Raw genomic sequence first — 13337 nt, 5'->3', positions numbered from 1 at the left:
TTACATATTCTCAAATTTTACATCCTGTTTGCGTAACACTTTTAATAATTTTTCAGGAATTGCAGAGTTATTAATAGATACATTTTTAAATGTACAATCTTTAAGTTTTACATTTTCAAAATGACACAAATCCAATGCGACATTTTCAAAATATACTTTTTTAAATACGACATCTTTGAAAGTAACATTTCGTAAACTACAATCTTTAAAATAAGTTGTTTCAATAGATAACGCATTGAATTGACTATCGTCAAAAGTAGTTACGCTATAATCGATATTTTTCATTAATGTCTTGAAGAAATTAATATTCACGAAAATACTGCTATTAAAATCACAGTTAATAAGTTTAGAGTTTGAAACGGTATGAACATTTTTAAATATGCCTTCAGAAAAATTGCAGTTTTTAAAGCGACTTTTATTAATTTCCAAATCATCATACATGGCATTTCTGAAGGTGCTATTTGTGTATGATACATTTTTATAATGTTCGTTGGTAAATACGGATAAAGATAAATCTGCCTTTGATGTCATTTAGTAGTCTCCTTTATAACATTTTTTGAAAAACAATTGCCCATCGTTTATCTGTTTATCTTAATTATCGTAACACGATTGCTTAGCTAAACGATAGTTATTGAGATGCCTCTTATTTATTAGAATTTTTACAAAAGATGTACAGTTCAGTATTTTGCAATAATACAAAGGATAATGTATAATTCATAGCGATTGAGTAAGGATTTAAAATGCTTTTGGGATGAATGAATATTATTTATAGAAAGTAGGTTATATCAAAGTGTATAAAGGCACTTTGAATAATGAATATGATTGCATATGACTTAATAGGACAAACGCCACTTGTATTGTTGGAAAGTTTTAGTGATGATAATGTACAAATTTATGCAAAGCTAGAACAATTTAATCCAGGTGGTAGTATCAAAGACCGCTTAGGCAAATACTTAGTTGAAAAAGCCATTGAGGAAGGTCGTGTTTCCAAAGGTGATACGATTGTTGAAGCAACTGCTGGCAATACAGGTATAGGATTAGCCATCGCTGCTAACCGCTACCAATTGAAATGTGTCATTTTTGCGCCTGAAGGCTTTTCAGAAGAGAAGATATCCATTATGCGTGCGCTTGGTGCCGACATAAAACGTACGCGTCGCGATAAAGGTATGATAGGTGCCCAGCAAGAGGCGCGTGCATATGCGGATGCGAATGGTGCGGTTTATATGAATCAGTTTGAAACGGAGCATAACCCAGCAGCTTATACGCATACATTAGGCAAGCAATTAACTGATGCGTTGCCACACATTGATTATTTTGTTGCAGGTGCAGGCTCTGGTGGCACGTTTACGGGTGTCGCTCAACATTTACAGCATTACAATGTAAAGAATGTGATTGTTGAACCCGAAGGCTCAGTATTAAATGGTGGAGAAGCTCATGCTCATGATATCGAAGGAATTGGTTCTGAGAAATGGCCTATCTTTTTAGAACGTGCTTTAGTAGATGACATTATCACGGTGAGTGATAAAGATGGCTTTGAAAATGTAAAACGTTTAGCCCAACAAGAAGGGTTACTTGTAGGTAGTTCGTCAGGGGCAGCACTACAAGGTGCTTTAGAAATTAAAAAACACATCGACAAGGGCGTTATCGTAACGATTTTTCCAGATGGAAGCGACCGTTATATGTCGAAAAAAATATTTGAATATAAAGGAGAATAATTATAATGAAGAAAAAAACACAAATGATTCATGGTGGACATACGACAGATGATTTCACAGGTGCAGTAACAACACCTATTTATCAAACAAGCACGTATTTACAAGATGATATTGGTGATTTAAGACAGGGTTATGAATATTCTCGTACAGCTAATCCAACGCGTACTTCTGTTGAAAGTGTTATTGCTAATTTAGAGAATGGTAAACATGGCTTTGCATTTGGATCAGGTATGGCTGCAATTAGTGCAGTAATTATGTTATTAGATAAAGGTGATCACCTTATTTTAAATTCTGACGTATATGGTGGTACTTATCGTGCATTAACAAAAGTCTTCACGCGTTATGGTATCGATGTTGATTTCGTTGATACAACACATATCGAAAATGTAAAAGACTACATTAAACCTGAAACTAAAATGTTATATGTAGAAACACCTTCAAATCCATTATTACGTGTAACGGATATTAAGCGTACGGCTGAAATTGCGAAAGCGCATAACTTAATTTCAGTAGTAGATAACACATTTATGACACCTTATTATCAAAATCCATTAGATTTTGGTATTGATATTGTGTTACATTCTGCAACTAAATATTTAGGCGGACATAGTGATGTTGTTGCAGGTTTAGTAGCTACAGCAGATGATAAACTAGGTGAACGTTTAGCCTTTATTTCAAATTCAACTGGTGGTGTACTTGGACCACAAGACAGCTACTTATTAGTGCGTGGTATTAAAACACTAGGTTTACGTATGGAACAAATTAATCGTAACGTAGAAGGTATTGTTGAGATGTTACAAAATCATCCTGCAGTACAACAAGTATTCCATCCAAGTATTAAAGATCACTTGAATCATGATATACATGTTGCTCAAGCTAGCGGTCATACGGGTGTCATTGCCTTTGAAGTAAAAGATACAGAAGCAGCTAAACAACTTATTCGTGAAACAAACTACTTCACATTAGCTGAGAGCCTTGGTGCAGTAGAAAGCTTAATTTCGGTACCAGCATTGATGACACATGCATCAATCCCAGCAGACGTACGTGCTAAAGAAGGTATCACTGATGGCTTAGTACGTTTATCAATTGGTATTGAAGACACTGATGATTTAGTTGAAGATTTAAAACAAGCCATTGATTCATTAAACTAATTAATTAAACCATATAAAATTTTGGGTAGGACATTGTGTTTATATTTGTAAACATGATGTTCTATTTTTTTTTAATAAAGGCCTTATAGAATTTTGAAAATGTGTTATACACTAGCGAAATCGAAATTATATTTTAATATATAATTTTTTAATTTTATAACAAGTGTACAAAAATTTCATAAATATGTAATCAAAATGAAATGGAATATCATACGAGTTTGTATTAATTTAATATAAGTACACTACTTGAACGGATGAAAGAAGTAAGTAATAAAGGTTTAATACAGATAAGTGTCTAGTACAACTAGAATAAGTGGTGAGTTAACCAAAGGACAAGCATAAGATCAAGGAGGCGCTTTGTATGAATAAAAAAATTCTAGCAACAGCAGTAATAGGGACAGGAGCACTAAGTACATTATTTGCTCATCAAGCTGAAGCATCAACAACGCACACAGTTCGAAGTGGTGAATCATTATGGTCAATTTCAAATCATTATGGCATCACAGTATCTAAATTAAAATCATTAAATGGCTTATCATCAAATCTTATATTTCCAAATCAAGTATTAAAAGTATCAGGCTCTTCTAGTTATTCAAACCGTTCATATTATGGTAATTCAGGTAGTACATATACAGTGAAATATGGAGATAATTTATCTTCAATTGCTAGTCGATATGGAACAACATATCGTCACATTATGGATTTGAATGGTTTAAATAGTTTCATTATTTATCCAGGTCAAAAATTAAAAGTGTCTGGAACAGCTAGCTCAAATTCACATGCATATCATAACTCAAGTGCTAATCAATCAAGTAGTACATATACTGTTCAATATGGTGATTCATTATCGCTCATTGCATCGAAATATAATACGACTTATCAACACATTATGCGTTTGAATGGTTTAAGTAATTTCTTTATTTATCCAGGTCAAAAGTTAAGAGTTAGCGGTTCAGCACCAGCTAATTCATATGGAACACGCTCTGTACAATCAAATTATTATTCACCAGTATTCAATCATAGAAACCTATATGATTGGGGGCAATGTACATGGCATGTATTTAATCGTCGTGCGGCAATTGGTAAAGGTATTAGTACATATTGGTGGAATGCAAACAACTGGGCTAACGCAGCAGCTAGAGATGGTTATAGAATAGACTATAATCCAACTGTAGGGTCTATTGCTCAATCAAGTGCTGGTTACTATGGTCATGTTGCTTTTGTAGAAAGAGTGAACAGTAACGGTAGTATTTTAGTTTCAGAAATGAACTTTAGTGCGAGTCCAGGAATTTTAACATATCGTACAATTCCTGCTTATCAAGTACGTAGTTATAAATTTATTCATTAATACGTTAAAAAAAGCTAATCATTAAGAAAAAAATGTACTTCCAATAAGTTAAACGAAACTCTAACTTATTGGAATGCACATCTAAATGACGTTCTTATGATTAGCTTTTCTAATTTTATTGGAAATTATAATCTTCTTTAGCTTTTCTAAAGCTTGAAGCTAAACGTGTAACGTTAATGATAAATGATCCGAATGCTGTTACTTTACGGAATTTGTAAGGTGATTTCATTGATACGATGAAATCAAGAAGCGTACCTACTGCGCTTAAACCTAAAGATAAATACACTAAGTTTTTATTTTTAGCATCAAATTTAATGCCATTATAACCATCAACAATAAATCCGGCAGTACTTACTAAGCTTGAAACTCGTGTTAATTTTGATTTTTTTGCCATGAATAATATCCTCCCACAATGCTAAATGTAATTAAAATAGCATTTAGTTTACTAATATATGTTAACATCATACTAAATTAAGCTATGTTTTTGAAGTACAAAGGTTAAACTAAGGAGTTATATAGCATGATAAAGTGTGTCTGCCTAGTAGAAGAAACAAAAGACCAAATTTTATTAGTACAAGTACGTCATAGAGAAAAGTATTATTTCCCGGGTGGTAAAATTGATGAAGGTGAATCGCAACTAGAAGCTATACAACGAGAAGTAAAAGAAGAGTTGCGATTAGACTTTACTCAAGATGACTTTACCTATATTGGTACAGTAGTTGGAGAGGCATATCCTCAACAAGATACGTTGACTGAGCTAAACGGTTTTAAAGTAAATCGTCAGATTGATTGGTCAAATGTGGAAATTGACAATGAAATTACAGATATTAAGTGGTTTGATAAATCTGATACAACATACATTGCACCAGCTGTTATCAAATGGATTGAAACATTTTCAGAGAGAAAGTAGTGATTCAATTGAATATACGACCATATACCACTGAAGATCAACCCTTCATAGATAAATTTGAAAATTTAATAGAAGATCGAAAGTTTACAAGAACGCCGGGTCACAATATAGCGCTGGCAAAAGACGATGTAGAACGACATCCAACATTAGTATTTGAAGATGGCGAGTGTGTGGGCTATTTTACATTACACGAAGGTAAAGGTGTTGAACCGTATAGTGAAAACGAACAGGCTATATTTTTTCGCTCATTTAGTATAGATGTGAAATATCGTGGTAGAGGGGTCGGTAAACAAGTCATTGAAATATTGCCACAATATATTAAAAAATCATTTCCACATATTAATGAAATTGTATTAACAGTCAATACGGATAATAAAAAGGCAATCCAATTGTACAAACAAGCACAATATACCTATATAGGCGATACAGTATTAGAAGGCCGACCTGTACATATTATGAGTTACCAAATATAAAATTAAAACACACCCCATAAAGTTAAGCTAAAAAAGTCTAACTTTGTGGGGTGTATCTTATGCTCAAATTGTTAAGTTTTACGGTTTTTTTGATGTGCTTTACAGACTTACATATTTATACTTCATTTTCAGAAATAGTGTTTGGAATATCATCTTGAGACTTCTGATTGAACTTAGGGTGTTTAATTAGAAATGCTGTAATCCAAGCAGTAATAGGAATGCTGATGGCTACGGCGATTCCTCCAAGTAAAATCGAAATAAACTCTTGAGCGAAAATCTTTGAATTAATGATATGTCCAAAAGAGTAATGCAATTGGAAGAACCAAAAGAACAATGTTAATTGGCCACCGAAATAAGCTAAATAAATGGTATTCGCAGATGTCGCTAATATTTCTCTTCCTACACGCATACCAGATTGGAATAGTGCTGTGCGTGACAAATTAGGATTAGTTGCGTTCAGTTCATACATTGGTGAGCTAATTGTAATCGTTAAGTCAATTACCACAGCAATGACTGCTAAAATAATCGTGAAAACAGAAAATTGCACCATATCAATACCTATATTCATTGAAAAGATATATGTTTCATCTTGTTGTTCAGTCGCAAAACCTTGTAGGTGACCTAAGTTCACAGATAGATATATGCCAATAATTAATAGAATCGTAGTTGTGATCGTTCCGATAAAAGCAGCTTTTGTCTTCGTATTATAACTATTTAAGATAAATAGGTTACAAGCTGCAATGACAATGCAGAAAATAAAGGATACGAGATAAATTGGCATGCCAAATATAATGAATATGATGCTAATAATTAAAATAATAAAGTTCAAAAATAATGTTAAGTAGGAAACAAGCCCTTTTTTACCACCAAAAATAATCATCAACGCAAATAGAATAAGTGCTAATAAAAATATTGCGTTCATCGTGTAACACCTCTCCATTTAAGCCATAACACCATTAAACCAATTGTCACTGGAATCGTTAAGACAATACCAATACCACCTGTTAAGGCACGGGCAATTTCTAATGACCAATTCATCGAAATGGTGTACGTAATGGTGTTAGCATTTTTCAAATAAATTAAGAACATAGCTAAACTACCTGATAAATATGAGAACAACAATATATTTGTCATTGTACCCATTATATCCTGTCCAATGTTACGTCCGGCTAATGCCCAACGTGATAGTGAGATATCAGGCGTACGTTGCAAGATTTCATACATACCGCTAGATATTGTAATCGCGACGTCCATTACTGCGCCCAATGATCCAATAAGTACTGAGGCTAAGAAGACGTCTTTAGGAGGTAATGTTAAGAAACTCATCGTTTCATATTTAATACCGTTACCATCAGTAAGTTGAATAATTAATTGCGTTATACCAATGCTCAAAAAAGTGCCTATCAGTGTGCCAGCAATGGTAATCCATGTCCGCGTGTGCCAGCCCGTTACTAATAGGAGAGTCACAATAGTAGCAAGTATAATCGTGCCACTCATTAGCAAGAATAAATTGACTGATGGGTGTTTATCATGAATCGCAATCGCTGCAATCACGGCTCCAGTATTAAAGACAAGTGATAGAATCGATTGTAAACCTACATTGCGTCCTACTAAGAGGAGAGACATGACAAAGATACCTACAACAGCCACAGTAAGGCTGTCACGTTTTTTCTCTAATATGGTCGCATCTTTAGGATTATTCTGGATGTGCATTAAAACTTTATTATTTTTACTAAAATGTTCTGAGTCAGCTTGTGATTTAACATATGTATTATCAACAGTTGTAGATTGACCTTTATATTTACCGTTTAATATCGTTAATGTTAAATGTTGTTTGTACTTGTAATCCGTATTATGTTGTTCGTCGACTACTTTTTGTGCCTTACCGGTCTCTACGTGAGTAATCTTTCCAATAGGCGTGTTGTAGAAAGGTGCATTAAAAAAGGTGAAAATGAAGATACCTAAAAATATTATGCCAATCGCTAGTATGACGCGATTTATCAGACGATGTTGTGAATTACTTTGTTTCTTTATATCCATAAACCATAAACCTCATTAACTTTTTTAATTTTTTACCCTTTGTTATGCCAAATGATTATACGCTTCTATGCATCTATATTCAAATAGTAACTATTTTGATTTACAAATTGCTATGAAAACACCTATAACTTAATGGTAAGTCGTCACTTTATTTAATAGTTGTTGTATTAAATTTAAAAAGTTGAGAATATCTGTCTTTTTATTATCTTTTTTAGAAACGACGCAAAGTGAACGTTTTAAGTCTGTGTGCGCTAAAGAAATATCGCTTAAATGTTCCGCCGTATCTGATAGTGATAGATAGTCTGGCATTATGACGTAACCGCGACGATGTTTTAGTAAGTAGCTTGCTAATGTTTCAGAACCTATTGTATTAAGCGATTGTTTCATTATGTGCATTAAACGTCTTTCAATCGTTGGTGCCAATGACTTTAACGTAAATAACGGTTGTTTCGTTAACTGGTTTAGTGGTGGATTAATCGTTAAAGCAATTGGATCATCTTTAGGCGCATATAAATGATACGTTTCTTCGAACAGAGGTCTCAGAGAGAGGCTTGAGTCCGCTTGCAGTTCTGACGTAATCTCCACTAGACCCACATCGATAACACCAGCATTAAGTGCGTCTATGATTTCCGAAGTGGTCATAAGGTTAGGAATAATGTCACTATCATGTTGGCGTTCAAAGGTTTGAATAATGGCTGTAATCATCTGTGACGCGTAACTTTCTTCAAATCCCAGATTAATAATACGTGTGTTTTTAAGATTTTCTTGTTGAAAAAGTGCTACCGTTTCATCCAGTTGTTCTAAAATATGTGTAGCCTGATTTAAAAATGCTTTACCGTGTGAAGTTAATTGAATATTACGCCCCTGTCTATTAAATAACGTGACCTGAAGTTCTTGTTCTAACAAGGTAATTTGTCTACTTATAGCTGATTGCGCAATGTTTAATTCTAAAGCAGCTTCAGAAATATGTTCTCTACGGGCAACTTCAATAAAGTATCTCAATTGTTTAATCTCCAAGTAAAACACTCCTTTGTAAGTTAAAATTTGCAATAATGAGTAACCGTTCTAATTTTTAGAATGATGTTATCTATTTGATATATTGTTCAGATAAATATTTTACATTATATTAATTATTATTAACAGTAAATTTTCTGAAAATTCTCAAAATGAGTGGGCATCATGTTTGATGAAAGATTAAAAAGAGGATTGTATGATTACCAAGAGGAACATGATGCATGTGGTATTGGGTTTTATGCAAATATGGATAATTTAAGGTCACACGATATCATTGAAAAGTCATTAGAAATGTTGCGTAGACTAGATCATCGCGGTGGTGTTGGTGCTGACGGGATTACTGGTGATGGTGCCGGTATTATGACTGAAATACCATTTGAATTTTTTAAACAACATGTAGAATTTGACTTACCTAATGAGGGGAATTATGCGGTAGGTCTTTTTTTCACTCAAAAGAAAATACAAGGAACAGTTCATGAAGCGCAATTTAACAAATACTTTCGTAGCGAAGGGTTAAAAGTCATCGGTTATCGTGACGTACCCGTTGATATAGAGGCAGTAGCCCCACATGTAGCGGCAACGATGCCTGCTATTCAACAAGTGTTTATCGATATACAATCGCTAGAAAATCCTACGAAATCACTATTTTTAGCAAGAAAGCAAATTGAGCAATATGGAGAGTCACAAAGTTTAGAACTTTATTTTACAAGCTTATCTCATAAAACCATCGTTTATAAAGGCTGGTTACGTTCAGATCAGATTAAAAAGTTGTATTTGGATCTTAATCATGAAGATTACAAATCTAAGTTATGTCTTGTGCACTCAAGATTTAGTACAAATACTTTCCCAAGTTGGAAACGCGCACATCCTAATCGTCTATTAATGCACAATGGAGAAATTAACACTATCAAAGGCAACGTAAATTGGATGCGGGCACGTCAAAGACAGTTAATTAAAACGTTATTTGGTGAGGAGCATAAGAAAGTACAGCAAATTGTAGATGAAGATGGTAGTGATTCAGCTATTGTAGATAACGCTTTAGAATTTTTATCACTGGCAATGGAACCCGAAGAAGCGGCTATGTTGCTTATCCCAGAACCATGGTTATACAACAAATCGAATGATGAAAATGTGCGTGCATTCTATGAATTTTATAGTTACTTAATGGAACCTTGGGATGGACCAACCATGATTTCATTTTGTAATGGAGATAAAATAGGTGCATTAACTGACCGTAATGGTTTACGTCCTGGACGATACACAATTACGAAAGATAACTTTATCGTTTTTTCTTCAGAAGTAGGTGTAGTAGATGTACCAGAAGATAATGTTGCTTTTAAAGGACAACTTAACCCAGGTAAATTATTGCTTGTCGATTTTAATTCACATAAAGTCATTGAAAATAATGAATTAAAAGCACACATTGCGAAACGCCATCCATATAAAACATGGTTAGATAACCATAAAGTTGATTTGAAATTAGATAAAGAAGTATTTAATCAAAGTTTATTAAATCCTTTAAAATTATTTGAATTACAGCGTCAATTTGGTTATACGAAAGAAGATATTTACAAATATATGGTTGATTTAGTAGTGGGTAAAAAAGAGCCTATTGGTGCTATGGGGTATGATACACCACTTGCGATACTCAATGAACGTCCAGAATCTTTATTTAATTATTTTAAACAGCTATTCGCCCAAGTAACCAATCCCCCAATAGATGCATATCGTGAAAAGATTGTCACAAGTGAATTATCTTATTTGGGTGGAGAAGGTAATTTACTTCAACCCGATACTAAAGTGTTAGATCGTATTCAATTATCTAAACCAGTTTTAACATTAACGCAATTAGACAAGATAAAGCAGAGTAAGTTTAACGTGAAACATTTATCTACACTTTATCAAGATGATCTTGAACAAGCGTTAGAAAGATTAGGAAATGCTGCTATCCAAGCTACTCGAGAAGGGCACACTATTTTAGTGCTTGATGATAGTGATCTTACGATGGATGCATCTAATGATTGTAATGCAATCTCACAATATGCAATGCCAATGTTACTCGCTATTAGTCATGTTCATCAATTGCTTATACGCGAAGGCTTACGTATGGATACAAGTTTGGTGGCATTATCAGGTGAAACACGCGAAGTGCATCATGTAGCTTGCTTAGTAGGTTACGGCGCAAACGCAGTGATTCCGTATTTGGCTCAACAAACTGTTGCACATTTAACTGAAGATGGACGTCTTGAAGGTACTGTGTCTGACAATGTTGAAACGTATACGCGTGTTTTATCTGAAGGGGTTATTAAAGTGATGGCCAAAATGGGCATATCCACTGTTCAAAGTTATCATGGTGCGCAAATATTTGAGGCAGTAGGGCTATCACATGAAGTTATAGATAAGTATTTCACAGGCACACAATCTAAATTGTCAGGTTTAAGCATTCAACATATTGATCATGAAAATAAGGCACGTCAAAGTCAACATCAAGCATTTTTAGAATCAGGAAGTACTTTCCAATGGCGTCAACAAGGACAACATCATGTCTTTAATCCAACAACGATTCACTTATTGCAACATGCTTGTAGAGAAAACGATTATAAACAATTTAAAACATTCTCTGAAGCCGTTCATGCACATAGAAAGGACCATTTACGTGATTTACTAGAATTTAAAATCCATAAACCTATTGATATCACTGAAGTAGAACCGGTAGAAGCAATTGTGAAACGTTTTAACACTGGTGCAATGAGTTACGGTTCGATTTCAGAAGAAGCACATCAAACGTTAGCTCAAGCAATGAATCGTTTAGGTGGTAAAAGTAATAGTGGTGAAGGTGGAGAAAATCCTAAACGCTACGAAATTCAAGGAGACGGCAATATTTTATCAAGTGCGATTAAGCAAGTTGCCTCAGGACGATTTGGTGTTACGAGTGATTATTTACAACACGCTAAAGAACTACAAATTAAAGTTGCTCAAGGTGCTAAACCTGGCGAAGGTGGACAGTTACCAGGTACTAAAGTTTATCCTTGGATTGCTGAAACACGTGGATCAACCCCTGGTATTGGTTTAATTTCACCACCTCCACATCATGATATTTATTCAATTGAAGACTTAGCACAATTGATTCATGACTTGAAAAATGCAAACAGAAATGCAGATGTTGCGGTTAAATTAGTATCTAAAACAGGTATTGGTACGATTGCTTCAGGTGTAGCTAAAGCCTTTGCCGATAAAATCGTTGTTAGTGGTTATGATGGAGGTACTGGTGCTTCACCGAAGACAAGTATTCAACATGCTGGCTTGCCATGGGAAATCGGCTTAGCTGAAACACATCAAACATTGAAACTTAATGATTTACGTAGTCGTGTTCGTTTAGAAACTGACGGTAAATTATTAACTGGACGAGATGTGGCACTGGCTTGTGCTTTAGGTGCTGAAGAATTTGCCTTTGCGACAGCACCACTCGTTGTCCTAGGGTGTATTATGATGCGTGTTTGTCATAATGACACATGTCCAGTTGGTATTGCCACACAAAATAAAGATTTGCGAGCGCTTTTCAGAGGGAAAGCAGATCATGTTATAAACTTTATGCACTTTATTGCAGAAGAATTGAGAGAGGTACTTGCAACGTTAGGATTAAGAACAGTTGAAGAATTGGTGGGACGTACAGATTTGTTGCAACGTTCTAGTCAAATTCATCCAGAATCGAAAGCGGCAACAATAGATATTGAAAAATTATTATATCCAGTCGAAGGTCCAAACACGAAAGAAATCAGTCAAAATCACCATTTAGATATTGGTTTCGACTTAAATTATCTTTATAAAGACGCTAAACAAAAGATTAATGATGGTGAGAAATTCAAAGGTAAATATGAGGTTAATAATGAGCAACGTGATGTAGGGGTTATTACAGGCAGTTATATTACCCAACAACATGGTAGTGAAGGGTTACCAGAAGAAACCATCGTAGCTGAAACACATGGACATGCCGGTCAAAGTCTAGCAGCTTTTGCGCCTCCAGGATTATTAATACATCATACAGGTGATGCAAATGATTATGTTGGAAAAGGGTTATCCGGTGGTACGGTTGTCGTTAAAGCACCGAATCAGCAACGTGAAAAAGAAATTATTGCTGGTAATGTATGCTTCTATGGCGCGTCAAGGGGTAAAGCTTTCATTAATGGTAGTGCTGGTGAACGTTTCTGTATCCGTAACAGCGGTGTTGACGTAGTCGTAGAAGGTATTGGCGATCACGGTTTGGAATATATGACAGGAGGTCATGTTGTCAATTTAGGAGAAGTTGGTAAAAACTTCGGGCAAGGCATGAGTGGTGGCGTTTGCTACACTTTCCCAAGCGATATTGAAACATTCAAACGTATAAACCAATTACCTACTTTAGCATTTAAAGAAGTACGACATGAACAAGAAAAAGCGTTGTTAAAGTCAATGTTAGAAGAACACTATCGCTATACTCAAAGTACTAGCGCAGCCGAAATACTCGATGATTTTGCACATATTTCGGAAAAAGTCGTCAAAGTAATACCTAAAGATTATGAATTAATGATGCAAAAAATTGAATTACAACGTCGTCGATTACCACAAGAGGATGAAGCTAAACTAGCAGCATTTTATGATAATCGAACAGCTATAGAACAAGCGTTACAGCCAGCAGTTATTTACTAA

At 34.6% G+C, this 13337-nt stretch carries 11 protein-coding genes; 6 read left to right on the top strand and 5 right to left on the bottom strand.

Features of this window, described 5'->3' with window-relative positions:
• A complete protein-coding gene (locus HYI43_11705; protein UDI79168.1) occupies window positions 1-531 on the bottom strand; it encodes a pentapeptide repeat-containing protein in 531 nt (176 codons plus the stop codon).
• 287 nt (window positions 532-818) lie between these two features.
• Here HYI43_11705 and HYI43_11700 point away from each other — a divergent pair, with 287 nt between their 5' ends.
• The 3 genes from HYI43_11700 (at window position 819) to HYI43_11690 (ending at window position 4214) form a co-directional block, all read left to right on the top strand.
• The gene (locus HYI43_11700; protein UDI79311.1) at window positions 819-1715 is read left to right on the top strand and encodes a cysteine synthase family protein; all 897 of its coding nucleotides are present in this window, start codon (window positions 819-821) and stop codon (window positions 1713-1715) included.
• Window positions 1716-1720: 5 nt separating this feature from the next.
• A complete protein-coding gene (locus HYI43_11695) occupies window positions 1721-2866 on the top strand; it encodes a bifunctional cystathionine gamma-lyase/homocysteine desulfhydrase (protein UDI79167.1) in 1146 nt (381 codons plus the stop codon).
• 361 nt (window positions 2867-3227) lie between these two features.
• Window positions 3228-4214 (top strand): LysM peptidoglycan-binding domain-containing protein, encoded by a 987-nt coding sequence (locus HYI43_11690; protein ID UDI79166.1) that lies wholly within the window; start codon window positions 3228-3230, stop codon window positions 4212-4214.
• A 115-nt stretch (window positions 4215-4329) separates the two neighbouring features.
• On the opposite strand, the gene HYI43_11685 is transcribed toward HYI43_11690, so the two are convergent.
• Window positions 4330-4608, bottom strand: a complete 279-nt coding sequence (locus HYI43_11685; GenBank protein ID UDI79165.1) for a hypothetical protein — start codon at window positions 4606-4608, stop codon at window positions 4330-4332.
• 126 nt (window positions 4609-4734) lie between these two features.
• On the opposite strand from HYI43_11685, the gene HYI43_11680 reads away from it, so the two are divergent.
• A complete protein-coding gene (locus HYI43_11680) occupies window positions 4735-5124 on the top strand; it encodes an NUDIX domain-containing protein (GenBank protein ID UDI79164.1) in 390 nt (129 codons plus the stop codon).
• 8 nt (window positions 5125-5132) lie between these two features.
• On the top strand, window positions 5133-5597 hold the full coding sequence (locus HYI43_11675) for a GNAT family N-acetyltransferase (protein ID UDI79310.1): 465 nt from the start codon (window positions 5133-5135) through the stop codon (window positions 5595-5597).
• A gap of 115 nt (window positions 5598-5712) precedes the next feature.
• Here the strand turns inward: HYI43_11675 and HYI43_11670 are convergent, their stop codons facing one another.
• From HYI43_11670 to HYI43_11660, 3 genes are all read right to left on the bottom strand, one after another.
• Window positions 5713-6519, bottom strand: coding sequence for a YibE/F family protein (locus HYI43_11670; protein ID UDI79163.1), 807 nt, complete (start codon window positions 6517-6519; stop codon window positions 5713-5715).
• Complete coding sequence (locus HYI43_11665; protein UDI79162.1) at window positions 6516-7637, bottom strand: YibE/F family protein; 1122 nt, start codon at window positions 7635-7637, stop codon at window positions 6516-6518. Before HYI43_11665 ends, HYI43_11670 begins: the two co-directional genes overlap by 4 nt.
• A 129-nt stretch (window positions 7638-7766) precedes the next feature.
• Entirely contained in the window at window positions 7767-8654 is an 888-nt protein-coding gene (locus HYI43_11660; GenBank protein ID UDI79161.1) for a LysR family transcriptional regulator, read from the bottom strand.
• Between the two features lie 162 nt (window positions 8655-8816).
• Between HYI43_11660 and gltB the strand changes: the two genes are divergently transcribed.
• Window positions 8817-13337: a glutamate synthase large subunit gene (gene gltB / locus HYI43_11655; protein ID UDI79160.1), complete on the top strand. Its 4521-nt coding sequence runs from the start codon at window positions 8817-8819 to the stop codon at window positions 13335-13337.

The organism is Staphylococcus taiwanensis, from assembly GCA_020544305.1.
Lineage (GTDB): Bacteria > Bacillota > Bacilli > Staphylococcales > Staphylococcaceae > Staphylococcus > Staphylococcus taiwanensis.
This window is presented reverse-complemented; position numbering and strand designations above follow the sequence as displayed.